At 33.1% G+C, this 25,613-nt stretch carries 27 protein-coding genes; 3 read left to right on the forward strand and 24 right to left on the reverse strand.

Translation table 11 applies throughout. The features are described 5' to 3' along the window. Nucleotides 1-9 precede the first annotated feature (9 nt). Complete coding sequence (locus IEV10_RS09145) at nt 10-684, reverse strand: DUF2461 domain-containing protein (RefSeq protein WP_188374413.1); 675 nt, start codon at nt 682-684, stop codon at nt 10-12. A 275-nt stretch (nt 685-959) separates the two neighbouring features. On the opposite strand from IEV10_RS09145, the gene IEV10_RS09150 reads away from it, so the two are divergent. After that, complete coding sequence (locus IEV10_RS09150) at nt 960-1,181, forward strand: hypothetical protein (RefSeq protein ID WP_188374414.1); 222 nt, start codon at nt 960-962, stop codon at nt 1,179-1,181. A 57-nt stretch (nt 1,182-1,238) separates the two neighbouring features. Here IEV10_RS09150 and IEV10_RS09155 read toward each other — a convergent pair whose 3' ends face one another. Beyond that, nucleotides 1,239-2,027, reverse strand: coding sequence for a tRNA pseudouridine synthase A (locus IEV10_RS09155; protein WP_188374415.1), 789 nt, complete (start codon nt 2,025-2,027; stop codon nt 1,239-1,241). An 85-nt stretch (nt 2,028-2,112) separates the two neighbouring features. Here IEV10_RS09155 and IEV10_RS09160 point away from each other — a divergent pair, with 85 nt between their 5' ends. Next, entirely contained in the window at nt 2,113-2,523 is a 411-nt protein-coding gene (locus tag IEV10_RS09160) for a hypothetical protein (RefSeq protein ID WP_188374416.1), read from the forward strand. A 78-nt stretch (nt 2,524-2,601) separates the two neighbouring features. On the opposite strand, the gene IEV10_RS09165 is transcribed toward IEV10_RS09160, so the two are convergent. From IEV10_RS09165 to IEV10_RS09270, 22 genes are all read right to left on the reverse strand, one after another. Beyond that, the gene (locus IEV10_RS09165) at nt 2,602-4,410 is read right to left on the reverse strand and encodes a zinc-dependent metalloprotease (RefSeq protein ID WP_188374417.1); all 1,809 of its coding nucleotides are present in this window, start codon (nt 4,408-4,410) and stop codon (nt 2,602-2,604) included. A gap of 102 nt (nt 4,411-4,512) precedes the next feature. Next, nucleotides 4,513-5,112, reverse strand: coding sequence for a bifunctional phosphoribosyl-AMP cyclohydrolase/phosphoribosyl-ATP diphosphatase HisIE (hisIE, locus tag IEV10_RS09170; protein WP_188374418.1), 600 nt, complete (start codon nt 5,110-5,112; stop codon nt 4,513-4,515). Nucleotides 5,113-5,162: 50 nt separating this feature from the next. Then, entirely contained in the window at nt 5,163-5,918 is a 756-nt protein-coding gene (hisF, locus tag IEV10_RS09175) for an imidazole glycerol phosphate synthase subunit HisF (protein WP_188374419.1), read from the reverse strand. Between the two features lie 2 nt (nt 5,919-5,920). After that, nucleotides 5,921-6,646 (reverse strand): 1-(5-phosphoribosyl)-5-[(5-phosphoribosylamino)methylideneamino]imidazole-4-carboxamide isomerase, encoded by a 726-nt coding sequence (gene hisA / locus IEV10_RS09180; protein ID WP_188374420.1) that lies wholly within the window; start codon nt 6,644-6,646, stop codon nt 5,921-5,923. Nucleotide 6,647: 1 nt separating this feature from the next. After that, on the reverse strand, nt 6,648-7,229 hold the full coding sequence (gene hisH / locus IEV10_RS09185) for an imidazole glycerol phosphate synthase subunit HisH (protein WP_188374421.1): 582 nt from the start codon (nt 7,227-7,229) through the stop codon (nt 6,648-6,650). Continuing rightward, complete coding sequence (hisB, locus tag IEV10_RS09190) at nt 7,229-8,362, reverse strand: bifunctional histidinol-phosphatase/imidazoleglycerol-phosphate dehydratase HisB (RefSeq protein WP_188374422.1); 1,134 nt, start codon at nt 8,360-8,362, stop codon at nt 7,229-7,231. Before hisB ends, hisH begins: the two co-directional genes overlap by 1 nt. Beyond that, a complete protein-coding gene (hisC, locus tag IEV10_RS09195; protein ID WP_188374423.1) occupies nt 8,362-9,396 on the reverse strand; it encodes a histidinol-phosphate transaminase in 1,035 nt (344 codons plus the stop codon). The genes hisB and hisC overlap by 1 nt, the downstream gene beginning before the upstream one ends. Further along, nucleotides 9,393-10,679, reverse strand: coding sequence for a histidinol dehydrogenase (gene hisD, locus IEV10_RS09200; RefSeq protein WP_188374424.1), 1,287 nt, complete (start codon nt 10,677-10,679; stop codon nt 9,393-9,395). Before hisD ends, hisC begins: the two co-directional genes overlap by 4 nt. After that, nucleotides 10,679-11,536 (reverse strand): ATP phosphoribosyltransferase, encoded by an 858-nt coding sequence (gene hisG, locus IEV10_RS09205; protein ID WP_188374425.1) that lies wholly within the window; start codon nt 11,534-11,536, stop codon nt 10,679-10,681. Before hisG ends, hisD begins: the two co-directional genes overlap by 1 nt. A gap of 225 nt (nt 11,537-11,761) precedes the next feature. Continuing rightward, entirely contained in the window at nt 11,762-12,574 is an 813-nt protein-coding gene (locus IEV10_RS09210; protein WP_188374426.1) for a prohibitin family protein, read from the reverse strand. A gap of 11 nt (nt 12,575-12,585) precedes the next feature. Further along, nucleotides 12,586-14,616: a VWA domain-containing protein gene (locus IEV10_RS09215; RefSeq protein WP_188374427.1), complete on the reverse strand. Its 2,031-nt coding sequence runs from the start codon at nt 14,614-14,616 to the stop codon at nt 12,586-12,588. A gap of 3 nt (nt 14,617-14,619) precedes the next feature. Continuing rightward, entirely contained in the window at nt 14,620-15,159 is a 540-nt protein-coding gene (locus IEV10_RS09220) for a hypothetical protein (RefSeq protein WP_188374428.1), read from the reverse strand. A 10-nt stretch (nt 15,160-15,169) separates the two neighbouring features. Continuing rightward, entirely contained in the window at nt 15,170-15,916 is a 747-nt protein-coding gene (fabG, locus tag IEV10_RS09225) for a 3-oxoacyl-[acyl-carrier-protein] reductase (RefSeq protein WP_188374429.1), read from the reverse strand. A 114-nt stretch (nt 15,917-16,030) separates the two neighbouring features. After that, entirely contained in the window at nt 16,031-16,903 is an 873-nt protein-coding gene (sucD, locus tag IEV10_RS09230) for a succinate--CoA ligase subunit alpha (RefSeq protein ID WP_188374430.1), read from the reverse strand. 86 nt (nt 16,904-16,989) lie between these two features. Next, complete coding sequence (locus tag IEV10_RS09235) at nt 16,990-17,373, reverse strand: nuclear transport factor 2 family protein (protein ID WP_188374431.1); 384 nt, start codon at nt 17,371-17,373, stop codon at nt 16,990-16,992. A 2-nt stretch (nt 17,374-17,375) separates the two neighbouring features. Continuing rightward, nucleotides 17,376-18,317 (reverse strand): UDP-3-O-(3-hydroxymyristoyl)glucosamine N-acyltransferase, encoded by a 942-nt coding sequence (locus IEV10_RS09240; protein WP_188374432.1) that lies wholly within the window; start codon nt 18,315-18,317, stop codon nt 17,376-17,378. A gap of 2 nt (nt 18,318-18,319) precedes the next feature. Next, a complete protein-coding gene (locus IEV10_RS09245) occupies nt 18,320-18,925 on the reverse strand; it encodes a hypothetical protein (protein WP_188374433.1) in 606 nt (201 codons plus the stop codon). Between the two features lie 4 nt (nt 18,926-18,929). Continuing rightward, nucleotides 18,930-19,496: an elongation factor P gene (gene efp, locus IEV10_RS09250; RefSeq protein WP_188374434.1), complete on the reverse strand. Its 567-nt coding sequence runs from the start codon at nt 19,494-19,496 to the stop codon at nt 18,930-18,932. A 19-nt stretch (nt 19,497-19,515) separates the two neighbouring features. Next, nucleotides 19,516-20,301 (reverse strand): acyl-ACP--UDP-N-acetylglucosamine O-acyltransferase, encoded by a 786-nt coding sequence (gene lpxA / locus IEV10_RS09255; RefSeq protein ID WP_188374435.1) that lies wholly within the window; start codon nt 20,299-20,301, stop codon nt 19,516-19,518. 1 nt (nt 20,302) lies between these two features. Then, nucleotides 20,303-21,709 carry a bifunctional UDP-3-O-[3-hydroxymyristoyl] N-acetylglucosamine deacetylase/3-hydroxyacyl-ACP dehydratase gene (locus IEV10_RS09260; protein WP_188374436.1) on the reverse strand — a complete coding sequence of 469 codons (1,407 nt, stop codon included), beginning with the start codon at nt 21,707-21,709 and terminating at the stop codon, nt 20,303-20,305. Then, nucleotides 21,696-22,724: a UDP-3-O-(3-hydroxymyristoyl)glucosamine N-acyltransferase gene (gene lpxD / locus IEV10_RS09265; protein WP_188374437.1), complete on the reverse strand. Its 1,029-nt coding sequence runs from the start codon at nt 22,722-22,724 to the stop codon at nt 21,696-21,698. Before lpxD ends, IEV10_RS09260 begins: the two co-directional genes overlap by 14 nt. A 49-nt stretch (nt 22,725-22,773) precedes the next feature. Continuing rightward, a complete protein-coding gene (locus IEV10_RS09270; protein ID WP_188374438.1) occupies nt 22,774-24,000 on the reverse strand; it encodes an HD domain-containing protein in 1,227 nt (408 codons plus the stop codon). A gap of 35 nt (nt 24,001-24,035) precedes the next feature. Between IEV10_RS09270 and porX the strand changes: the two genes are divergently transcribed. Continuing rightward, nucleotides 24,036-25,589: a T9SS response regulator signal transducer PorX gene (gene porX / locus IEV10_RS09275; protein WP_188374439.1), complete on the forward strand. Its 1,554-nt coding sequence runs from the start codon at nt 24,036-24,038 to the stop codon at nt 25,587-25,589. Nucleotides 25,590-25,613: the final 24 nt, after the last annotated feature.

Raw genomic sequence — 25,613 nt, forward strand, 5'->3', positions numbered from 1 at the left:
TTTTTTGTTTTATAATAAGGACTCTCCATTTAAGTTAGTAGTCAGAACATCACTCATATAATCCACAAAAGGCTTAGCCGAATTAAAAGCCATATCTACATCTTTTATAAAGTTGGGTGACATCACCTCTTTATCAGAGTATTTCTTTGTGAAGATATATTGCTTACGACGAATCAAATCAATCGCAGGATGTGTCTTATCAAAACCTTTAGGGGCAGTCTTTAACTCGTCTCCAACAAATCCACCCCAAATAGAGTTAAACGATTTATCATTAAGAATACTACGTATTTCCTGATCATCCATTTCAAACTCTTTACGAATGCGCAATAAGTCTTCTTTATTAGGTTCCCAAAAACCTAAAGCGATAAATGATTCATTATTTGGTTGTATATGCAAATAATAACCACCTCTTAATTCAGGTTTTTTCCTATGAAAAGAACCTCCAAAATGAGTTTTGTAGGGTAATTTGTTTTTAGAAAATCGTACATCCCTATATATTCTAAATATTTTAACCTTATCAATTTGATCATGAGTATTCATTAGCTCTCCCAAGTAATTATAGGATGCTTTTACCTGAGATTCAATACGCTTAAATTCTGGTTTATGCGCATTAAACCAATCGCGGTTATTATTTTTTTCTAGTTTTTTAAGAAAGGTAAACGTGTCTTTTGATATTGAACTCATGATTCTGGTATTTGTAGATACCAAAAATATAAATTGAAAGTTTAATTTCATGGCGTAAAGCAGTTATTTAGACTCTCTTTTTAAATTTTAATGCGCATTAATCAAAAAATATGCCTGAACAGCACTGTGAGTATTTTAATTTTTTAACAGTTTTACCATTCAATTTTTATTTTTTTTAACGATTAATGCATATAATTTAGAATAATTCAAAATTAACTTGTAAAGTGAAAGAATTTTCACTATAATGCAAAAATTAATTATTACAGATATAATATATGGGTAGACCAGCAACTAAGCCAACTAAATTAAAAGACGGCTATTATATAGAGATTAGAAACAAAGGTTCTAGATCTGGTGTTAAACTATACAATGCTACAGAAATGCAGATGGAGCGTTCTATAAAAATGTATGAGCGTTCTAAAGAAGTTATTATTCTTGGTGAATGCATCAATGGTAAGTTCGTAGCAAAAGAACCAAAGTTGCATGTAGTGAAATAAAGATTTTTCTTACTTAACTATTAAAAAAATCATCTTAATTTATTAAGGTGATTTTTTTTATTCAAAATCTATAGCATGCAAAATTAACCCTGAAGCTGGCGCTATATAATCCATAACCTCTATACTGTCATTAGATAAAGACATTTGTATATAATCTAAATCGACCTCACCCCTACCCAACTTAATTAAAACACCAAACATTAAGCGTATTTGGTTTCGCATAAAGCCTTTACCTCTTACTTTAAGTACATAAGACTTTTCTGGGAAGAAATTTGCGGTATAATCTGTGTTCTCTACAATCTTACAATCTTCAATTGTTCTCATAAATTCACCTGTAACTGAGGCTTTATAACAATACGACTTAAAATAATGAGTTCCTTTAAATAAAAGGGCACCTTTTTTCATAAGTTCAACATCTAAAGGCTCTAGTATGGTTGTTAAGATTGGAGCACAAAACGGGTGATTTTTTTGACCTTCAGAAAATACATAGTGGTATTCTTTGATTTTTGAATCTTGAATAATATTGAAATTCTTATCAACTTCTTTTATACTTAAAGCTCTAATATCTTGCGGCAGATTATGATTAAAAAGCGCTAAGAATTCATCAAAGTGATTAATTGGATTTTTATATATAAACAACTCAAGCGCAGCTTCATTTGCAGAAACCATTGCATCTGTGCGCCCTGCACCTAATGTTTTAAACTTAATGTCCTTTAGAATAAATTTAAGTGTTCTATCAATCATTAAGTGAATCGTTTTTACATCTGGTTGTTTTTGCCAGCCATGAAAACGGTACCCTAAATACTGCAACTTTATGAGGTAATAATATCTTTTGTCAAATGCCATATTATGGTCGAAAGTAATGTTTGAAAATCACCTAATCAAAAATTTTTTTAACTTGAAACATAAATCTAACTAAATCAATTTAACTATGACAACAACAAAACCACCTATTTGGTTCTGGATTGTAAGTATTTTGGCACTAATCTGGAATGGCATGGGCGTAAATGCTTATTTGCAGCAAGCCTATAATACGGAGAGCTATCGTGAAATGTACAGCCAGGAGCAATTAGAAATTGCTGCAAATTTGCCTTCATATATTACTGCAGCTTTTGCAATTGCAGTTTTTGGTGGTGTTTTGAGCTCTATCTTACTCTTATTACGAAAAAAACTAGCAGCAACTATATTTTACGTATCATTATTAGCAGTTTTAGTTCAAATGGGATACCTATTAATTAATGGTTATGCAAGTAGTATAGGTATGACAATTATGATTATTCTATTTGCAATATTCCTAGCTTGGTTTGCTAAAAACTCAATCAATAAAAACTGGATTAGTTAAAATTTAGAATAACTAATTCACTATGCTAAATGTGTAATCCTATTAAAAAGGCTAATATTAAATATCAGCCTTTTTTATTTACCTTATGATGATTTTTTGAGTCTTTACTTGACTATCATCATGTATTTTCACTATATATATACCCGATGAAATACTTGATACATCAATTGAGTTTACAGAATTTGACGACTCTAATTTTTTACTTATAAGTAATCGCCCATTGATATCGTACAAATCAGCTATAGGCTTTGGAGTTAATTGACCTTCTATGTACAATTGATCTGTATCCTCAGAAGTATAAATTTTAAGACTATTTAGCTTATTTGATTCAACAGATAATGCAGACGATGCTTGAACATAGATTGTATAGTCCTCTGATTGCCCAGTTACTAGACCAGTATAACAAGCAGAATTAATTAAACTTATACCAGAATATCTATTATCTACTTCAGTAATAAGTCTAACTCTTACATAATCTTCATAAGGAATACTACTTGGATAACTAAGTGTAATTGGAATTGTAGAACCCGCAGCTATATCGTTATCTAAATATTGTTGTTCCGCTTCATCATCAAAATCTCCATCATCATTCCAATCAATCCATACACCTAACTGTTGCCAATTTACGCTAAACATACCCACGTTAATTGTATTGGATTGGTCAGCGTCAATTTCAAAATAATTAGAACAGCTATCAGAATTATCAATATTTCCACCATCACTTGCAGACGAAAAGGAACTATATGTTACGCCGTTTAATTCTACACTTGTTATACCAGAATTATTTGTACTAGTAGTATTTGTGTTACAAACGAATGTTGGAGCTGAATACGTTATATCTGGAGCTTCATCGCCATTAGAATTTGCTATCGCTGTACCTACCATAGCAGCTCTGGCTCTAGTTTTTTGGTCATTAGTTAGTCTATCAGTACAATTGTAATAACTCATAATGTTATTAATCGTATTATTATCTACCCAAGCACTACCAGTACAAGAATTATTAGAAGGACATGTACTTGTTTCTCTTTGGTGAGGTACAGTATCGGCGCATCCATCACTATTGTTTCCCACTGCTGTATTTGCAGGACATGTGTCTGAAGCACCGTCGCCATTAGTGTCATCTCCTTGAAAAGTATGGTATAAATGGAAATAATGGCCTAACTCATGTACTACAGTACTATTGTCTCCATTTGAATTAAGTCCCCAACCATTTGTATTCCCAGGATCATATCCAAAAACAGAAGACATCATTACGGAGCCATGGTTACTTGATGATTCATTATAGAAGTATGCGTAGCCTTGAAAACCAGAGCCTCCATTATTACCATCTAATTCAGTTACTATCCATATATTAAAATAGTCTGTTTGAGGCCAACTTATTAATGTCTTTATGTCATTATAGCTTGCTCCATTAGAATTTAGCACATTAACTCCAAAATTTGAATAACCTGATAATCCTGAAGCATTTACTCTATTAATACCAGTTGTTGTATTACAATCTGGATCTCTTTGAGCCAAAGCAAATTCTATTTCAAAATCTATAGGACTATTTGCAGTTAATCCTCTGTAAAAATCATTTAAATTGTTAATACTACTATGTATTTGTGCATCAGAAATATTAGCCCCTGTACCTACTGCTTCTCCTGTTAGATGTAACACGTGAACAACAACAGGAATAGTTATTACTGCTCCGCTATTACGTTGTACAGTGCCATCTATAATTGCATTTTGAAGATTTTCTTCAGAGATACGTTCTAAATCGACATAATTAGGATTTTGCCTTAAAATTTCTCTTTGAGTATCAAATGCACATTGTTGCGCATTGACATAACATGTAGTAGTTAATAACATTAGCACAAGTGCTAATGAAAAGGTAGTTTTTTTCATAAGATTTGGGTTAAAGTTGCAAATTGCAATGCGCAATATAACTCAATTTTATGAAAAATTACATTTAAACGTTAAAAATACACTTTTAAACGATGTTTTCAATTACTTATGTCGCTGCTTAAGGACTGAAATTATATCATTAAGCTGATAGCCTTTTGCCTGTAAAAGAATTAAATAATGAAACAATAAATCAGCACTTTCATTAAGAAACAAATCATCATTTTGGTCTTTAGCTTCAATAACAGTTTCTACAGCCTCTTCTCCAACTTTCTGTGCAATTTTATTAATGCCTTTTCCGAATAACGAAGATACATAAGACGATTCTTTCTCTGGATTATCTTTCCTATCAGTAATAATTTGTTCTAATTGTGATAAAAACCCATAAGATTGTTTATTTTCTTCATGCCAACAGGTATCTGTTCCTGTATGACATGTAGGACCTTTAGGATTGACAAATACAAGTAATGTATCATTATCACAGTCTAACTTAATATCTACTAGATTCAGAACATTACCGCTTTCCTCACCTTTGGTCCATAATCTATTTTTAGTACGGCTAAAAAAAGTTACCATACCAGATGCTTTTGTTTTTTCAAAAGCATCTTCATTCATATAACCTAGCATCAGCACATTCTTAGTTTGTGCATCTTGAATAATTGCTGGCACTAAACCATCCGAATTTTTATTGAAATCTATATTCATATTACTTAATTATTTGATGCTGAAATGAGAACAGCATAACGCGTATTTATCTATAATCGCACAGGAATTCCCTGCTTTTTTAATTCTTTTTTTAATTCTAAAACTGGTATTTCTCCAAAATGAAACACACTAGCCGCTAAAGCTGCATCTGCCTTTCCTTTTATAAAAGCATCTGCAAAATGCTGAATCGTTCCAGCGCCACCAGAGGCAATAATTGGAATATTAACTACACCTGAAAGTTTTCCTAAAGCTTCATTGGCAAATCCTGCTTTGGTACCATCATGATTCATAGAGGTAAATAAAATTTCTCCGGCGCCTCTTTCTTCTACTTCCTTTGCCCAATCAAAGAGTTTAATTTCTGTTGGAATTGTTCCTCCTGCTAAATGCACATACCAGTCGCCTTCAATTTGTTTTGCATCAATAGCTACGACGACACATTGGCTCCCAAACTTTTCTGATAATTCATTAATGAGTGCTGGTCGCTTAACTGCCGAAGAGTTTATAGATACTTTATCCGCACCACAATGTAATAAGGCATCAACATCTTCAATAGAAGAAATTCCGCCGCCTACAGTAAAAGGAATATTGACTTGCGCTGCCACTTTTAAAACCATCTCGTGCATGGTTTTTCTATTTTCGAGTGTTGCCGCAATATCCAAAAAGACCAATTCGTCAGCGCCTAATTCTGCATATTGCTTAGCCATAACCACTGGGTCACCAGCATCGCGCAAATCCACAAAGTTAACACCTTTTACAGTACGTCCATTTTTAATGTCCAAACAGGGAACAATTCGTTTTGTTAGCATAATTACGTGTTGATTATAAATTGCTCTAAGGCTTTTAATGAAATTCTATTCTCGTATATCGCTTTCCCAATGATAACAGCTTCACAACCCATATCTTGCAGTTTTGGGAGTTCGTCGTATTTAGAAATACCACCTGACGCAATTAATTTAATCGCTTTTACTTCATCTAATATTCGCTTGTATAGGTCAAATGATGGGCCTTCTAACATGCCATCCTTAGATATATCAGTACAAATCACATACTTTACACCTTTGGTTTGATAATCTTTTATAAACGGAATCACTTTCAATTCACTGTCTTCTTGCCATCCGGATATCGCAATTTTCTCATCATTACAGTCAGCGCCTAGAATGATTTTATCTGAACCATACTTTGCAATCCAATTTTTAAATGTATCAGGATTTTTAACCGCTATACTACCACCTGTAATTTGATGTGCACCAGATTCAAAAGCAATTCTCAAATCATCATCTGTCTTTAAACCACCACCAAAATCTATTTTTAAATTGGTTTTAGTTGCAATTTCTTCCAAAACCCTATAATTAACTATATGACTTGCTTTAGCACCATCTAAGTCAACAACATGTAAATATTGGATGCCTGAATCTTCAAATGCTTTAGCGACTTCTATAGGATTTTCATTATAGACTTTTTTTGTATCATAATCACCTTTTGTTAAACGAACACATTGGCCGTTTATAATATCTATTGCTGGTATAATTCTCATATTATATGTCTAAAAAATTTTGAATTAGCTGTGCACCTACCGTACTACTTTTTTCTGGGTGAAACTGTACGCCAAAGAAATTCTCATTCTCTAATGCTGATGCATACTCTATATCGTAATTCGAAGTTGCTATGGATTGCTCACAATTTTCGGCATAAAAACTATGGACCAAATACATATAATCGCCCTCAGATATATTCTTAAATAAATCAGATTTTAAATTCGCAACTGTATTCCAACCCATCTGAGGTACTTTTACGTTGTTAGAAAAGCGTTTAACATTGGTGTTGAAAATCTCCAAGCCTTTGGTGTCACCTTCTTCTGTATGGTTACACATTAATTGCATTCCTAGACAAATGCCCAAAACAGGTTGCTTAAGCTCTGGTATCAATGCATCTAGACCGCTTTCTTTGAGCATTTTCATTGCCGAACTCGCTTCACCAACTCCTGGGAAAATAACTTTATCTGCTTTAATTATGTCATCCGGATTATGAGATAATACCGCATCATAACCCAATCGTTGAAAAGCAAATTGAATACTCTTGATATTACCAGCACCGTAATTAACTATTTTTAAATCCATTACAGCATTCCTTTTGTTGATGGCAAAATCATTTTTTCTACATCTTGCTTTACAGCCATTTTAATAGCTTTAGCAAAAGCCTTAAAAATGGCTTCTATCTTATGATGTTCATTTGTGCCTTCAACTTTAATATTTAAGTTACATTTTGCACCATCTGTAAAAGATTTAAAGAAATGATAAAACATTTCTGTTGGCATCTTGCCTATCATTTCGCGTTTAAATTCTGCTTCCCAAACCAACCAGTTACGACCACCAAAATCAATAGCCACTTGTGCTAAACAATCATCCATGGGTAATGAAAAGCCATAACGTTCTATACCTAATTTATTACCAAGTGTTTTTGCAAAAACTTCTCCTAAGGCAATAGCTGTATCTTCGATAGTGTGATGCTCATCAACCTCTAAATCACCGTTTACCTTGATAGTTAAGTCCATTTGACCATGACGCGCTATCTGGTCTAACATATGGTCAAAAAAAGCAATACCTGTGTCTATTGTACTATTTCCAGTTCCATCTAAATTTAGGTCGATTTTTATCTTAGTTTCATTGGTGTTTCTTTCGATAGTACCTATGCGTTCGGTTGTTTTTAAAAATCTATAGATGGCGCCCCAATCGTTTGTTTCTAGAGCTATATACGGCTCTAGTTCTTTGCTACTAACTGTAACTTCATCTGTTCCCAAATTGGTGTCATCGTTAATAAAGATGCCTTTTGCACCAAGATTCTTAGCCAATTCTACGTCAGTTAATCTGTCACCAATGACATATGAATTTGCCAAATCATAATCATCAGAAAAGTACTTAGTTAATAAGCCTGTGTTTGGTTTTCTGGTAGGTGCATTATCCTTAGCAAAAGTTCTATCAATAAATTGTTCTTCGAACACAACACCTTCTTGTTCAAAAGTTTTAAGAACAAAATTGTGAACTGGCCAAAAGGTGCTTTCGGGATATACTTCTGTACCTAAACCATCTTGGTTGGTTATCATGACTATTTCAAAATTCAATTCTTTTGCAATCTTACTTAAATATTGAAACACTTTTGGATAGAACTCTAGTTTTTCAAACGAATCTATTTGCTCGTCTGCTGGCTCTTTGATTAATGTTCCGTCTCTGTCTATAAATAATACAGGCTTCATTATAGTTGGTTTAAAATCTCAATTAGTAATTGGTTTTCTTCTGCTGTTCCTACGGTAAATCGCAAACAGTTTTCACACAAAGGTTGCGTTGTTCTGTTTCTAACAACAACACCCCTTTTGATTAATTGTAAATATCGTTGATTAGCATCATCCACTTTGACCAATAGGAAGTTTGCATCTGATGGATATATTTTTTGAACAAAAGAAACATTAGACAACGCATTGGCTAATATTGTTCTCTGTTCTAATATTGAATTGACCTCTTGTATTACTTGCCCCAATTCATTTAATCGTTCTAATGCTTTGTCTTGAGTTAATTGATTAACATTATACGGTGGTTTAATTTTATTTAATATTGAAATAATATATTCTGAAGCATAACATATACCCAATCGAATTCCTGCTAAACCATATGCTTTAGAAAGTGTCTGTGTAACAATTAGGTTAGGAAACTCATTCAATCGACTTATCCAGCTGTCACTGTTAGAAAAATCAATATAAGCTTCATCAATAACTACGATACCGTTGAAACCTTTTAATAACGCCTCAACTTTATTAGAATTAAAACTATTAGCGGTTGGGTTGTTTGGTGAACATAAGAATAACAGTTTTGAAAACTCATCCTGCATCTTAAGTATTTCATTGACCTTTGGTTCAAAATTATCATCTAATACTACACTTTGAATTTTAACCGCATTCAAATCAGCCAAAACCGAATACATCCCATACGTTGGTGGTAAGGTGATTACATTATCACGACTAGGTTCACAAAAGGCTCTGAATACTAAATCTAAAACTTCATCACTACCATTTCCCAGCAATATTTGTGATGTTTTTACACCTTTTATGTTCGATAGACGTTCTTTTACTTTCGATTGCTGTGGGTCTGGATACCTATTGATATTGGTTTGAAATGGATTTTCGTTGGCATCAATAAAAACCATATCCGCAGAAGCATCTTTATACTCATCTCTCGCGGAAGAATACGCCTTTATGGTCTTAATATTATCTCTTAAAAGATTTTCTATATTCATGATTCTAAATCTTTTAATCGCAATGTTACTGCGTTCTTATGCGCTTGCAATCCTTCAGCTTCTGCCATAAGCTCAATTGCTGAACCAATGTTTTTAATCCCTTTCTTGGAAATTCTCTGAAATGTCATGCTCTTTAGAAAACTATCTAAGTTGACTCCAGAATAGGCTTTAGAAAACCCATTTGTAGGTAATGTATGGTTTGTACCAGATGCATAATCGCCAGCACTTTCTGGTGTATAATTACCAATAAAAACTGAACCAGCATTACTGACATTTTCAATGAAAAAATTGTCATTAGAAGTTGAAAAAATAAGGTGCTCTGGACCATAGCTATCAATTAATTCTAATGCTGTTTCAAAATCATCTACGACTACAATTCTTGAATTATTTATGGCATCAGCAGCCATTTCTTTGCGAGGAAGCTTATCTAGCTGATTATAAACTTCAGCATTCACCGCTTCTGCGAAATATTTTGATGTGCTTACCAAAATCACTTGACTATCCGATCCATGCTCTGCTTGACTTAACAAATCTGAGGCAACGAATGCCGCATTTGCAGACTCATCAGCCATGACTAGCAGCTCGCTTGGGCCAGCTGGCATGTCAATGGCTACACCATATTTTGTAGCCAATTGTTTTGCCACAGTTACATATTGATTTCCTGGGCCAAATATTTTATATACTTGTGGGATAGACGCTGTTCCAAAGGTTAATCCAGCTACTGCTTGTATGCCGCCAACTTTTACAATTTTTGTTACACCACATAGTTGTGCTGCATATAAGATTTCATTTGCGATTTTACCTTCTTTGTTAGGCGGCGAACACAATACAATCTCTTTGCACCCTGCAATGTTTGCTGGTACAGCTAGCATTAAAACTGTTGAAAATAAAGGCGCAGTACCTCCAGGAATGTATAAACCTACTTTTTGAATAGGACGCTTTTCTTGCCAACACTCTACACCTTCCATAGTTTCGATAAAGACTTTATCTGTTTTTTGAGCTTTGTGGAACTTTTCGATGTTAGATTTAGCTAATTGGATGGCTTGTTTTAATTTATCTGTAACATTATTTAGAGCTTGAACGATTTCGTCTTCTGAAACAACTAAAGCATTTAATGCTACATTATCGAACTTTAGCGTGTAGTCTTTTAATGCAGCATCTCCATTCTCTTTTATGTCGTTAAATACTGTATTGACTATAGATTCTATAGCGTCTACAGTTTTAGTTGGTCTCTCCAGAATACGTGACCAATCATTTCTTTTTGGATTCTCAATCAATCTCATTACAGCACCATATTTTCGATTGGACAAACTAATATACCTTCCGCTCCATTAGCTTTTAATTCGTCAATAACATCCCAAAAATCGTTTTTATTAATTACTGAGTGTAATGAGCTCCAACCCTCTTTTGCAAGAGGTAGTATCGTTGGACTATTCATGCCCGGTAGAATTTGAACAATTTTATCAAGCTTATCATTTGGTGCATTTAGCAATACGTATTTGTTTTCTCGTCCACGCAGTACAGACTTTAAACGGAATTGAATTTTATTTATAATTACTTGCTGTTCTTCTGAAATCTTTGGCGAAGTCGCTAATACAGCTTCAGATTTTAATAATACTTCTATTTCTTTTAACCCATTTTTAAACAATGTGCTACCACTAGAAACAATATCACAAATACCATCAGCTAAACCAATATTTGGTGCAATCTCAACTGAACCATTAATGATATGAAGATTGGCTTTTACACCTGCTCTATCCAAAAACTGATTAACCGTATTTGGATAAGACGTAGCAATTCGTTTTCCTTCTAAATCTTTCAGACTTTTTGCTGTAGAGGATTTTGGCACTGCAATTGATACCTTACATTTTGAAAAGCCTAAACGCTCAACAATAGTCAAATCATTTCCTTTTTCAATCAATACATTTTCGCCTATAATGGCTGCATCTACAACACCATCTCTAAGATATTGAGGTATATCACCATTTCTTAGATAAAAGACTTCTAATGGGAAGTTTCTGGCTGAAGCTTTGAGTTGGTCTTTGCCATTATCTATAGAAATACCTATGGCTTTTAAGATTTTCATTGAGTCTTCATTAAGACGACCCGATTTTTGGACTGCAATTTTTAATTTATTCATTTTTAAATTTGAATAGTTTGAAAAAATAGATGCGTTTACAAACAAAAAACCCATCTGAATTTATCAAACGGGTTTTTAAGTATATTTTGAAATCATTCAATACATCTTCACCTCGCTTGAGCGATTAAATGAAAATGATGATGTAATTGAGTAATATTCATGTCTTATTTTGTTGAAACAAATTTTCAGAAAAAATAATTACAATTCCAAGTGTTTAACAAACTTTTATTGATTTCCTAAAATTATTGGTAAACCTGAGTCACCAGAACCTATTACAATAACTTTACTGTTAGGCGATTCTGATAACTTCATTGTCGCTTCGATACCTTTATCTTGTAATATCTTATCTGTAAGTGATGCACTTAAAATTCTGTTAGCATCTGCTTTACCTTGTGCCTCGATACGTTGCTTTTGTGCTTCTTTATCTGCAGTTACCAATCTAAACTCATACTCTAAAGACTCTTGCTCTTGCTTTAATTTACGCTCAATCGCTTGTTTAATCGTAGGAGGTAAAGTCACATCACGTATTAAGATACTATTTAATTGGATGTATTGACTTTCAACTATTTTTTTTGTCTCTAAAAATATTTCCTCTTGGATAGCATCACGCTTACTTGAATATAATTGTTCTGGCGTATAACGACCAACAACACTACGAGCTGCACTTCTAATGGCAGGTTGTAGAACTCTGCTTAAATAATTTCTACCCTTTTCTTTATGTAATCTTGCTAAATTTGTCACATCTGGCTGATAAAGTACAGATGCATCAAGCTGGATATCTAGTCCATTAGATGATAATACTGACATCTTCTCAGGTATCTCTTGTTGTCTAATCTCGTAATCAATTACACTATTCCATGGTGCTACAAAATTAATTCCTTCTCCCAGAGGTTCTGATTCAGGATCTACACCTCCATTTAATTTATAAAGTACACCGGCATGACCTGAATCTATGGTGACTACAGACTTAAATACTCCAATTAAAATCAATACTGCTACTATTAAAATTGGCAATCCTACTTTTGGTAACTTTTCCATTTCTTTATTTTTTAAATTAATCCGTTATATTTTCTGATAAACCACTCCAAAGATAAGGCTAAAGCAATTAATCCGAGTAAGTATTTCCAATCTATTATCGGGATTGTGCTACGCTTACTTTTCTGGATTGTTGCATAGCGTGTATCATTAAGTAAACTATCTACAAGGTTGTTAATTTGATTACTGTAAAATGATTTACCATTTGTACTAGTCGCTAAACTATTAAGCTTTGTTACATCTGCATTTAAGAATTGTTGTTCTACATTGTATTCTAATACTTTAAATCTTCCAGAAGAAGAAACTGGTTCGTCTTGATTTTTAACCGTAAAGCTATAATCTCCGGGCTTAATACTACTTAAATCAATTCTGTATGATGCGTTTTTTAGTAATAGTGGTAGCGTTTTGGTTTCGTTAGTATCATTATTCTTATATGTGACTTGAAGATTAGCATTGCCATCAAATTCATAGCTCTTATTAAAGAATTGTGCACTTAGAACAATGGTTTCATTCTGGTTATAAAACGATTTGTAATCTAGATTTAATCGGTTTCGCTTTTTATTAGAGCTAAGATATTGTACCAATTTGCCTATAAAATTATCAAAATCCGAAAAGCTATCAGTATCAAGATAGCATTGAGCACGCCATCTCCAAATTCCTTCTCCACTTAATAATGCATATTTTTGCCCATTTGCTTCAAAGCTGCTCAAAAGTGGTGCGTCTATATTGACACCATTGACTCTTTTAAACAACAATGTTTCTTCTGGGGCTTTAAAGGTTACCGAGCCAAACTCTGATTGTAATGGCGGATAATTATTAAATGTAATATTATCTATTATAAAAGTACCATAATTTGTATTAACAGTTGGTTGAAAATCTTCAGACTGATTTGTTATTTCTTGAGAGAAAAACACTTGACTATCATTAACAACATTAAAGTCAGTAGTGTTACCTGTTATTGTGAATGTATTTAGTTTTATTCTAGAAATTGCATCTAGCAAATCATTAAAGTTATTATTTGGCTGATATAATATAACTAATTGAAAATCATTTAATTTTAATAAAGCCTCTTTTGGCTTTAAAATTGAAACACTTCGCTGTTCATTACTTTCTATTGACTTCTTTAAAGCACCTAAATCTGGATGCAAGCCATCAGCAATAAGTGCAATGTTTGTTTTTTGGTCAATAACTTCTACACCGAAATTTTTATAATTATTAACTGTATTTTTTTCATTTTCAAGTGGCAATATCTCAACCTTATACGTTTTAACACCAACCTGACTTGCATTTAGTGTTGTATTTATAATCTCTGAAGCCTTAGAGTTATCTAGAGTAATATTTTTAGAGAATAAAACCGTATTTCCTGAGCTAATTCTAAGCTGACTACTAACACTTTCTTCTCCTGAATAATTAATAATCATCTCTACCGGAAAACGATTTTTAAGATATGCGAACCTATTAACATTTACCTGCTGTAATCTTAAGTCCGAAAAATTGGTTGTATCTCCTAATATAATTGGAAATATCGCTTGTTTATTCTGTTTTGCAGAATACAAGTAATCATTACCGAGGGTCTGATTTCCATCTGAAACTAATAGTATTGGAGCTATTTGCCCTTTGTAAAGTTCATTATAATTTTTAAAAAAACTAGAAAAATTAGACTGATTATCTTTAAAATCTAAAGAATCTATTGGCGAGGTAGAATTACCAAACATGTATGCCTCAAGATTAAATCTATCTAACAAACTGCTATTTTTGGATAAGTCATTATAAATCTGTGTGGCAATCTCATCTTGCTTTAGGTAAGCAATAGATTCAGAATTATCCAAAGCAATGACAAGGTTTGGTTTTTCTTCGTAATAAGTTACTGCTTCAAATTTTGGATTTATAACAAGTAATAGCATGCTAAAAATAGCAACGAATCTTAAAATTGATAGAATTAATCGTAGCTGTGTAAATTTAGATTTGTATACATACTGAAAAAGCGCTATAAATAGCGCTAATATTCCAGAAAGTACCAGATATAAAATTGTGTTACTAGCCAATACTTATTTTACTTTTAAAATGTCAAAAGAATTTAGAAAACGGCTAATGCTGTCGTTGCCATCTTTATCTATTAAGCAGATAACTTGAGTTATGTACATCATATTATTTACCAAATAAGCATTAATATATAAGTAACCAGCACTAATTTGGATTTTAATACTTCTACCTGGATATCCATTATGCTTTGTTTTTTTATCATAAAGTAGTGTTCCATTTACATTGTTTACAGCACCGTTTACAGCACCATCTAATATATTATCGTTACTCTCATCTGTAGCATCTTTAAATTGCTCCTCTGGATACTCTGACCGTATTACAGAGTAAACTGCATTATCATCAGCTAAAGTGGTAGGCTGGTACATAAACATATTCATATCTAATTCACCAATTGCAGTGCTCACTTTTTGAACACTTTCTGTCGGTTCACTTGGAAAGTTAACAATGAATGCAAATTTTTCAGATTTATATCTTTCCCAGTTTTGTGAGAATGAGCTTCCGAAAGCGAATAAGCTAACTGAAACAAATAATACTATTTTCTTCATGCTGTTAGTTTTAAGTTAGCATTCCGCCGTCTACATTAAGTGTTTGCCCTGTAACATAGGCGCTTAAATCACTAGCCAAATAAACACAGGCATTGGCTATATCTTCAGGTGTTCCGCCTCGTTTTAATGGAATAGCTGCTCGCCAACCTTTTACAGTTTCTTCGTCAAGTTTTGCAGTCATTTCAGTTTCAATAAAACCAGGTGCAATAACATTACTTCTTATATTTCTTGAACCTAATTCTAAAGCTACTGACTTAGAAAATCCAATAATTCCGGCTTTTGATGCCGCATAATTAGTTTGACCGGCATTACCTTTAACCCCAACAACAGAGCTCATATTAATAATTGAACCTTTACGTTGCTTGAGCATTGTACGTTGTACAGCTTTGGTCATATTAAACACGGATTTAAGATTAACTTCAATAACTTTATCAAAGTCTTCTTCTCCCATACGCATCAAAAGATTATCCTTAGTAATACCAGCATTATTGATTAAAATGTCTATGCCCCCAAAATCTTCTAAAACGTTTTCAGCTAATTTTTGAGCTTGTTCAAAACTTGCTGCATTGCTTTGGTAACCTTTAGCTTTTACACCTTTAGAATTCAAATCTGCTTCGAGCGCATTAGCGGCTTCGACAGAAGAACTATATGTAAATGCCACATTTGCACCATGCTCTGCAAAAACTTCAGCAATACCTTTGCCAATTCCTCTGGATGCTCCTGTTATGATTGCTGTTTTACCTTCTAATAATTTCATATTGTTTGGTTAGTTTGTTTAATGTATATTATTTCAAATATATAAATTACAAATTGCATGAAATAAAAAAACCTTACAAGATTTTGTAAGGTTTTTAACAGTGTTATTTTTTAATTAGCCTAATACTTCAGCCACTTTCTTTCCTATTTCAGCTGGTGAATCTACAACATGTATCCCACATGCTCTCATGATTTTCTTTTTGGCTTGAGCTGTATCATCACTACCACCAACAATTGCTCCAGCATGACCCATTGTACGACCTGCTGGTGCAGTTTCTCCAGCAATAAAACCTACTACGGGCTTTTTACTACCACTATTTTTATACCATTCTGCAGCGTCAGCTTCTAACTGACCTCCAATTTCTCCAATCATTACAACAGCTTCTGTTTCTGGGTCATTGATTAAAAGTTCAACGGCTTCTTTGGTTGTTGTACCAATAATTGGGTCACCACCAATACCTATAGCTGTTGTGATTCCTAAACCTTGTTTTACGACTTGGTCAGCAGCTTCGTAAGTTAATGTCCCAGATTTTGATACAATACCTACTTTACCAGATTTAAATACAAACCCTGGCATAATGCCAACTTTTGCTTCACCAGGCGTAATTACACCAGGACAATTAGGACCAACTAATCGACAATTTCTATCTTTTATATAATCTGCAGCTTTAATCATATCTGCAACAGGAATACCTTCAGTAATAGTAATAATTACTTTAATACCTGCGTCAGCAGCTTCCATAATTGCATCTGCAGCAAATGCTGGTGGTACAAAAATAATAGTAGTATCAGCTCCAACTTTTTCTACAGCTTCAGAAACTGTATTAAAAACCGGTCTGTCAAGGTGAGTTTGCCCTCCTTTACCTGGAGTAACTCCACCAACAACATTAGTTCCGTATTCTATCATTTGCCCAGCGTGAAACGTACCTTCACTGCCAGTAAAACCTTGTACAATTATATTTGAATCTTTATTGACTAAAACGCTCATTTAATTTTGAATTTTTATTCGTTTAAAACGTTGCAAAAATAAGTCATTTGATACGTATTAACGAAGTGTTTTTAAATATTATTTTTTTAAGAATTTATAGTTTTCTCATCTGCCAATTGACTTAGCTCATAACAGCGATAAAGCTTACCATCTTTAACTTCCCAAATAGCAATAAAATGAGCCAATAACACCTCTTCATTAGGCTGCTCGATAGTTTGTGCATAAAGATGATGACGGCTAGTAACGTTTTCTCCATTTTCTAATAAATGTGTATGAACAAACCGCATAGTATTATATGATACTCTTACACCTTCAAAAAAGGATACTATATCGTCATACCTTAATAATGCAAAACCGCTACTACTATTCCAATGTAATTCACAGTCTTTATGAAAAAAATCAGGAACTATAGTTTCATTATTTGCAACATCTGAACTATAAAATTGTTCTACGAGTGTTTTTGCCGACATTATTAAATATTTAGATTTTTGAGTTTTTCCAATATTTCTGGAATTTGTTTTATAGAGGCTATTTCCTTGTATTTTGTTCTGAAATCTTCAGCAGGTATTCCAAAATAATGCTTTCCGCCTTCTAAAGATTTACTAACTCCTGCTTTGGCAGATATGACCGTTTTTGCACCTATGGTAATACCGCTTGTAATACCAACTTGCCCCCAAATTGTTACATCGTCTTCAATGACAACACAACCTGCAATTCCTGTATGAGAAGCTATCAAACAATTTTTACCAATTACGGTATCATGACCAACTTGTATTTGATTGTCTAATTTAGAACCCTCTCCAATTGTTGTATCTGCAGTAACACCTCTATCTATCGTACAAGAAGCTCCGATATCTACATTATCATTAATAACTACTCTTCCACTCGATTTTAAACGGTCATAACCTTCTGGGCGCTTTTTATAATAGAATGCATTTGCACCAAGTACAGTTCCTGAATGGATGGTTACATTATCCCCTATGATGGTGTCATCATAAATACTAACGTTTGCATGAATCAGACAATTATCTCCTATAGTAACATTATGCCCAATAAATGTATTTGGTTGAATAACTGAGTTTTTACCAATTATTGCAGAGTCAGAAATAGAAGAGACCGCATTTACAAAAGGTTTAAAAGTATCCGTGAGTTTATTAAAATCTCTAAAAGGATCATCAGAAATTAATAAAGCTTTACCTTCTGGACAATCTACTTCTTTGTTGATAAGAATAATAGTCGCAGCAGAGTTTAAAGCCTTATCGTAATATTTTGGATGATCAACAAAAACAATATCGCCTGGTTCTACAACATGTATTTCGTTCATACCAAGAACAGAAAAATCATCTGCTCCTACATATTTAGAATCGATGATTTCTGCAATTTCTTTTAACTTATATGCTTTTGGGAATTTCATATCTAAATTATTTTAAATGTCCCATTAATGTATTCAAAAGCATTTTCATATTTATCTTTTCTATTCTCTAATGTCCAATTCATTATCATATACAGATTATCTTTACCTTCAACAAAGGCAATAATGTAAAATGCATCAATACCCTCTACAGTTCCAAAAACTTTTATTTGACGTGCAGGTATTCCGTTTATTTCAGAAAGACCGTAGTCTTGAATCCTAGGTTTAATAAGTGACTCTTTTAAAGATTTTTTTTGAACAATAGTATAATTTTCTAAAACTGACAATGAATCATTATATTCATCAATCTCTTTAAAAACGTCAACAAAATACTGTTTATCCTCATGGATTACCACAGAATAAGTCTCTTTATAAATATTAGCGTATTCTAATGAAGCATCAGGATGAAGACTAGGCATATCCTTCATGTATTTAGGAACATCTAACTGATACAAGTTATCTATAGTAACAGTCTTATATGCACCTTCTGATGTAGTTTCGGAAGCTTCATATGAAGAATTAGAAATCTCTTTAGTAGCTTCACTCAACATCTGAATGCAACTTGTATTGATAAACAATGACAAAATGAAAGCTATCCGTAAAATTTTCATTTCTTTATTCCTTAATTCTTTCTTTATAGGTACCCTTTTCAGTTTCTACCTTAATCTTATCGCCTTCGTTAATAAATAAAGGCACATTAACCGTAGCACCCGTTTCAACAGTAGCTGGTTTTGTTGCATTTGTAGCAGTATTCCCTTTTACTCCAGGTTCTGTTGCTGTGATTTCCAAAATAACTGTTGCTGGTAAATCTACAGATAAAGGCATATTATCTTCTGTATTGATTTGGATAGTCACAACCTCACCTTCTTTCATTAATTCAGGTTTATCCAGAGCATTTTCAGTCAATTGAATTTGAGAATAATCAGCTTCATTCATAAAATGATAAAAATTACCATCGTTATATAAAAACTGAAATTTATGAGTTTCAACTCGAACATCCTCTATTTTATGACCTGCAGAAAATGTATTATCTAGTACTTTTCCAGAGGTTACACTTTTTAGTTTAGTTCTTACAAATGCTGGACCTTTACCTGGTTTTACGTGAAGGAATTCTATTATTTTATAAATATCGTTATTATATTTTATACATAATCCATTTCGGATATCTGAAGTACTTGCCATATTATCTAATTAATTATTTTTAGTTTGATTTAAAGTATCCTTTCATGATACCACGATGAGAATTCTTTATAAACTGCAGAATTTCATCTCGTTCTGAAGTTGCTTCCATTTCGGCTTCAATAATTTCTGAAGCTTGAGTATTATTATACTGTTTTTGATAAAGTAAGCGATATATATCTTGAATTTCTCTAATTTTTTCTGTTGTATAGCCTCTTCGCCTTAAACCAACTGAGTTAATCCCAACATAAGACAGTGGTTCTCGGGCAGCTTTAACATAAGGCGGTACATCTTTTCTCACCAAAGACCCTCCAGTAACAAAGGCATGGTTACCTACAGATACAAATTGGTGTACTGCTGTCATACCTGCAAGTATTACATAATCGCCCACAGTTATATGCCCAGCAAGAGTACTATTATTAGAAAATATACAATTGTTACCTACAATACAATCATGTGCAATATGGCAATACGCCATAATAAGACAATTATTACCAATCACGGTTTTCATTCTATCAGCTGTTCCACGATTTATAGTAACACACTCTCTAATAGTAACATTATCTCCAATTTCTACGGTAGTTTCCTCATCATTATATTTTAAATCTTGAGGGACGGCAGAAATTACTGCTCCAGGGAAAATATTACAGTTTTTACCTATACGAGCACCTTCCATAATTGTAACATTACTTCCTATCCATGTGCCTTCTCCAATAACAACATTGTTATGTATGGTTGTAAAAGGCTCAATAACTACATTTTTTGCAATTTTTGCTCCAGGATGTACATATGCTAAAGGTTGGTTCATCTTATTTTACTTTTGAAATTTGTGCCATTAATTCGGCTTCTGCACATAGTTTACCATTTGCATAAGCATAACCTTGCATATGACAAATACCTCTACGAATTGGTGTGATTAAATCGCATTTAAAAATTAAAGTGTCTCCAGGAACAACTTTCTGCTTGAACTTTACTTTATCTATTTTCATAAAAAATGTCAAGTAGTTTTCTGGATCGGGCACAGTACTTAGAACTAATATTCCGCCTGTTTGCGCCATAGCTTCAACAATTAAAACGCCAGGCATAACTGGTGCTCCAGGAAAGTGTCCCTTAAAGAACTCTTCATTCATTGTTACATTCTTCATACCAATGACATGGTTTTCAGAAAGTTCGAATATCTTATCAAGTAACAAAAATGGTTGCCTGTGCGGTAACATGTCCATGATTTGATTCACATCCATTAAAGGTGTTGAGTTCAAATCTACAGTTGGGACATTATTGCGTCTTTCATTTTTAATAATCTTAGACATTTTCTTTGCAAACTGAGTGTTTACAAAATGACCAGGCTTGTTAGCGATAACTTTACCTCTTAATCGTGTACCAATTAAGGCTAAGTCACCAATAACATCTAACAACTTATGTCTTGCAGCTTCGTTTGGATGATGCAATGTTAGATTGTCTAATATGCCGTTTGGTTTTACTGCAATCTTGTCTTTTTTGAAGGCGATTCTTAGTCTATCCATAGTTTCAGGAGATAGTTCTTTATCTACATACACTATAGCATTATTTAAGTCGCCTCCTTTAATTAATCCATGCTCTAAAAGCATTTCGATTTCATGAAGAAAACTAAACGTTCTTGAATCAGCAATTTCAGTTTTAAAATCTGAAATCTTATTTAGCGTTGCATTTTGCGTGCCTAAAACTTTAGTCCCAAAGTCTACCATAGTCGTGACTTGATAACTTGTTGCTGGCATTAGTATTATTTCACTACCGGTTTCTTCATCAGAATACGAAACAACTTCAGTAACCACATACTCTTCTCTAAGAGCGTCTTGCTCAACAATACCAGCTTTTTCTAAAGATTCAATAAAAAACTTTGACGAACCGTCCATAATTGGAGGTTCTGAAGCATTGAGTTCTATAACAGCATTGTCAATATCTAAACCAACTAAAGCAGCTAAAACATGTTCGCAAGTTTGAATAGTAACACCATTTTTTTCTAAACAGGTACCACGTTGTGTGTTAGTAACATAGTTGGCATCCGCTTCAATTTTTGGACTACCTTCTAAATCTATACGCTCAAAAACAAATCCAGAGTTTGGAGCTCCAGATTTAAAAACTAAAGTGACATCATCTCCAGTATGAAGTCCAACACCTTTAAGGCTGACTTCATTTTCAATAGTTTTTTGTTTAACCTGAGTTTTAACTATCGCCATTTAATTTCTTTTCTAAATCGTTTATATTTTTCACAATCTTAGGCAGATTCTTAAAATGCACATAAGATTTATTATAATCGCCATAAGCTAAAGCTGGAGAACCCTGAAGCACTTCATCATCTTTAATACTTCTTCCAATACCAGACTGAGCTTGTACTCTAACATTATTACCTATTGTAATATGTCCTACGATACCAACTTGTCCGCCAATTTGGCAATTTTCACCTATTTTGGTCGACCCGGCAATACCAGTTTGCGCAGCAATAACGGTATTCTTACCAATTTCAACATTATGCGCAATCTGTATTTGGTTATCTAACTTAACACCTCTTCGTATTACAGTTGACCCTAAAGTAGCTCTGTCTATAGTCGTGCCAGCTCCAATATCTACATTATCTTCTAAAATAACATTACCTATTTGTGGTACTTTGGAATATTCACCATTCTCATCAGGCGCAAAACCAAAGCCATCAGCACCAATAATTGCCCCAGAGTTAATAACACAGTTATTACCAATGACGCATTCCGAATATATTTTACCGCCAGAAAAGACAATTGTGTTATCGCCAATAGTAACATTATCTCCAATATAAGAATTAGGAAATATCTTTACATTGTCTCCTAGTTTTACATTGTTACCGATATAAGAAAACGCTCCTAAATATATATTTTCACCAACTTTAGCAGATTCTGAAACATAAGATGGGTTTTCTATTCCAGACTTATTTAGCTTTATTTGATTATAATACTCTAATAATTTTGTAAACGCTTTGTAGGCATCCTCAACTTTTATCAAAGTTGTTGATAAATCTTCTTCAGGTTCAAAATCTGAATTTACTATGGTTATAGATGCTTTTGTAGTATATATATAAGGCTTGTATTTTGGATTTGCTAAAAAGGTTAAAGAGCCTTCTGTACCTTCTTCTATTTTAGATAAGGTAGAAACTTCAACATTTGAGTCTCCAATTACTGTTCCTTCTAAAATACCGGCTATCTGTTCTGCTGTAAATTTCAACTGTCTTGTTTAAGCTTATGGTTGGTCTGGCAAAAATAGAAAAAATGTCTTACATTTTGTTTTTAGGGTAACAGATATAATATTTAGTTACAGGTTTGCTCAAAGCATTAAGGTTTAATTGGTCCGAAACCTTTATAATATCCTTAACTTTTCCTGTTTTAAACAATATATTTATCTGCTCTTTGGATTTTTTATAAGCTTGATTTGTAATTTTTCCATTAAAAACAAAATAATTTGCCTCAGCATTTGTGATATTATATTCAGCCATTAAAGCCTCTTTATGAGCTTTTAAACTCGATGCCTTAATAGGTTTGTTTTTTATTTTAATTTTTAACAAATCTCTGTTGATTATGATGTCGCATAAATTTTTAAGCACAAAATCATCGTGGTATTGCCATGATTTCATTGCAGAGACAATATCATAATCATCTAATCTTGAAAAAATCTCTAAGCTATCGTTATTAAAGTTAGATAGATTAATGTCATTTTTAAGAAAATACGCTAATGGCGCACTCGCTTCAAGATTTACGCCAGTTTTCACCAATTCTTTAGCTCTTTGCAGTACACGTGTAAGCATTTGCTCAGCTACTAGTCCTGTTTTATGTAAGTATACTTGCCAATACATAAAACGGCGAGCAATTAAGAACTTTTCAACACTATAAATTCCTTTTTCTTCAATAACCAATTCATCATTAATAACATTGAGCATAGTTATTAAACGCTCACTATTAATATTTCCTTCTGCTACGCCAGTATAAAAACTATCTCGTTTTAGGTAGTCTGCCCTATCCATATCTAGCTGACTTGAAATCAACTGACACATAAAACGCCTATGATATTCACCTTTAAATATTTCTATAGCTAAGGTTAAACTTCCGTTAAATTCTGAATTTAATTTCTCCATAAAAGCCAACGAAATTTCTTCATGGGAAATCTCATTTACAATACTATGTTCCATAGCATGAGAAAAAGGACCATGCCCAATATCATGTAATAAAATAGCAACATAAAGTGCGGTTTCTTCATCATCAGAAATTGTAACATCTTTAAAACGAAGTACATTGACCGCTTTTTGCATAAGATACATACTACCTAGTGCATGATGAAAACGTGTATGATGTGCGCCAGGATATACCAAATACGACATACCCATTTGACTAATACGTCTTAAACGCTGGAAGTATTTGTGCTCAATTAAATCAAAAACAAGCGTGTTAGGGATTGTAATAAAACCGTAAATTGGGTCGTTAAATATTTTAAGTTTGTTATTTGGCAAACGTTAGAAATTTATTAATCAAAAAACAAATATACATGAACACTATAAATATTCTTTGGGTAGATGATGAAATTGACCTTTTAAAACCTCATATTCTCTTTTTGGAGAAGAAGGAATACAATGTCTCTACCTGTCAAAGTGGTACTGAAGCCTTAGAAGTTATAGGTGATACTAACTTTGATATTGTGTTCTTAGATGAAAATATGCCCGGGCTTACTGGTCTTGAAACTCTTAATGAATTGAAAGAACGTCGGCCAAATCTTCCTGTAGTTATGATTACCAAAAGTGAGGAAGAATATATTATGGAAGAAGCTATTGGTAGCAAAATTGCAGATTATTTGATTAAACCTGTAAATCCTAATCAGATATTATTGAGTTTAAAAAAGAATTTAGACCACTCACGCTTAATTTCTGAAAAGACAACCTCTAATTATCAGCAAGAATTTAGAAAGATTGCTATGGATTTGTCTATGGTAAACTCTTATGAAGAATGGGCAGACCTCTATCAAAAACTAATTTATTGGGAGTTAGAGCTTGAAAACATTGAAGATATTGGCATGACTCAAATATTGGAATCTCAAAAGAATGAAGCCAATTCTCAGTTTGGTAAGTTTATAGAAAAAAATTACACTGATTGGTTTCAACCTGGTGCGGATGCACCACTAATGTCGCACAATCTATTTAAAGAAAAAGTAGTTCCAGAGCTTAGTGATAAGCAACCAACACTCTTAGTAGTTATTGATAATTTACGTTATGATCAATGGCGTGCTTTTGAGCCTATTGTAAATAATTATTACAAAAAAGCTTCAGAAACGTCGTTTTATAGTATTCTACCGACTGCAACGCAATATGCGCGTAACGCTATATTTTCAGGCCTAATGCCAAGTGATATGGAAAAATTATTTCCGCAGTATTGGAAGAATGACACAGATGAAGGTGGAAAAAATATGCATGAAGAAGATTTTCTACGTGAACAATTAAAACGCTTGGGCTTATCGCATATTAGCTACTCTTATAATAAAATTACAAGCCTCAAAGGTGGAAAAAAGCTGGTAGACAATTTTAAAAGTTTAAAGGACAATAACCTAAATGTTGTGGTTTATAATTTTGTTGATATGCTTTCGCATTCTAAAACAGAAATGGAAGTGGTTAAAGAGTTGGCTTCTAATGATAAAGCGTATCGCTCATTAACTCAAAGTTGGTTTAAAAACTCGCCATTATTAGAAATGATTCAGTTATCACAGCAACTGGGATTTAAATTAATCTTAACTACAGATCATGGAACCATTAATGTATCTGCACCTACAAAGGTTATTGGAGATAGAGATACGAGTCTAAATTTACGCTATAAAACTGGTAGAAGCTTAACATATCAAGACAAAGATGTTTTAGCAATCAAAGACCCAAAATCTATTCATTTACCATCCATTACGATGAGTAGTTCTTTTATTTTTGCGAAAAACGACTTGTTTCTTGCTTACCCAAATAACTTTAATCATTATGTCAGTTATTATCGTAACACATACCAGCATGGTGGTGTCTCATTAGAAGAAATGATAATTCCATTTGTCGTTTTGGACCCTAAATAAATCCATGTAAGGCATAAAAATCCG

The organism is Winogradskyella haliclonae, from assembly GCF_014635865.1.
Lineage (GTDB): Bacteria > Bacteroidota > Bacteroidia > Flavobacteriales > Flavobacteriaceae > Winogradskyella > Winogradskyella haliclonae.

What these genes read in the sequence shown, in the direction of transcription:
- IEV10_RS09145 (WP_188374413.1), bottom strand. Translation starts at nt 684, where the DNA reads ATGAGTTCAATATCAAAAGACACGTTTACCTTTCTTAAAAAACTAGAA.
- IEV10_RS09150 (WP_188374414.1), top strand. Translation starts at nt 960, where the DNA reads ATGGGTAGACCAGCAACTAAGCCAACTAAATTAAAAGACGGCTATTAT.
- IEV10_RS09155 (WP_188374415.1), bottom strand. Translation starts at nt 2,027, where the DNA reads ATGGCATTTGACAAAAGATATTATTACCTCATAAAGTTGCAGTATTTA.
- IEV10_RS09160 (WP_188374416.1), top strand. Translation starts at nt 2,113, where the DNA reads ATGACAACAACAAAACCACCTATTTGGTTCTGGATTGTAAGTATTTTG.
- IEV10_RS09165 (WP_188374417.1), bottom strand. Translation starts at nt 4,410, where the DNA reads ATGAAAAAAACTACCTTTTCATTAGCACTTGTGCTAATGTTATTAACT.
- hisIE (WP_188374418.1), bottom strand. Translation starts at nt 5,112, where the DNA reads ATGAATATAGATTTCAATAAAAATTCGGATGGTTTAGTGCCAGCAATT.
- hisF (WP_188374419.1), bottom strand. Translation starts at nt 5,918, where the DNA reads ATGCTAACAAAACGAATTGTTCCCTGTTTGGACATTAAAAATGGACGT.
- hisA (WP_188374420.1), bottom strand. Translation starts at nt 6,646, where the DNA reads ATGAGAATTATACCAGCAATAGATATTATAAACGGCCAATGTGTTCGT.
- hisH (WP_188374421.1), bottom strand. Translation starts at nt 7,229, where the DNA reads ATGGATTTAAAAATAGTTAATTACGGTGCTGGTAATATCAAGAGTATT.
- hisB (WP_188374422.1), bottom strand. Translation starts at nt 8,362, where the DNA reads ATGAAGCCTGTATTATTTATAGACAGAGACGGAACATTAATCAAAGAG.
- hisC (WP_188374423.1), bottom strand. Translation starts at nt 9,396, where the DNA reads ATGAATATAGAAAATCTTTTAAGAGATAATATTAAGACCATAAAGGCG.
- hisD (WP_188374424.1), bottom strand. Translation starts at nt 10,679, where the DNA reads ATGAGATTGATTGAGAATCCAAAAAGAAATGATTGGTCACGTATTCTG.
- hisG (WP_188374425.1), bottom strand. Translation starts at nt 11,536, where the DNA reads ATGAATAAATTAAAAATTGCAGTCCAAAAATCGGGTCGTCTTAATGAA.
- IEV10_RS09210 (WP_188374426.1), bottom strand. Translation starts at nt 12,574, where the DNA reads ATGGAAAAGTTACCAAAAGTAGGATTGCCAATTTTAATAGTAGCAGTA.
- IEV10_RS09220 (WP_188374428.1), bottom strand. Translation starts at nt 15,159, where the DNA reads ATGAAGAAAATAGTATTATTTGTTTCAGTTAGCTTATTCGCTTTCGGA.
- fabG (WP_188374429.1), bottom strand. Translation starts at nt 15,916, where the DNA reads ATGAAATTATTAGAAGGTAAAACAGCAATCATAACAGGAGCATCCAGA.
- sucD (WP_188374430.1), bottom strand. Translation starts at nt 16,903, where the DNA reads ATGAGCGTTTTAGTCAATAAAGATTCAAATATAATTGTACAAGGTTTT.
- IEV10_RS09235 (WP_188374431.1), bottom strand. Translation starts at nt 17,373, where the DNA reads ATGTCGGCAAAAACACTCGTAGAACAATTTTATAGTTCAGATGTTGCA.
- IEV10_RS09240 (WP_188374432.1), bottom strand. Translation starts at nt 18,317, where the DNA reads ATGAAATTCCCAAAAGCATATAAGTTAAAAGAAATTGCAGAAATCATC.
- IEV10_RS09245 (WP_188374433.1), bottom strand. Translation starts at nt 18,925, where the DNA reads ATGAAAATTTTACGGATAGCTTTCATTTTGTCATTGTTTATCAATACA.
- efp (WP_188374434.1), bottom strand. Translation starts at nt 19,496, where the DNA reads ATGGCAAGTACTTCAGATATCCGAAATGGATTATGTATAAAATATAAT.
- lpxA (WP_188374435.1), bottom strand. Translation starts at nt 20,301, where the DNA reads ATGAACCAACCTTTAGCATATGTACATCCTGGAGCAAAAATTGCAAAA.
- IEV10_RS09260 (WP_188374436.1), bottom strand. Translation starts at nt 21,709, where the DNA reads ATGGCGATAGTTAAAACTCAGGTTAAACAAAAAACTATTGAAAATGAA.
- porX (WP_188374439.1), top strand. Translation starts at nt 24,036, where the DNA reads ATGAACACTATAAATATTCTTTGGGTAGATGATGAAATTGACCTTTTA.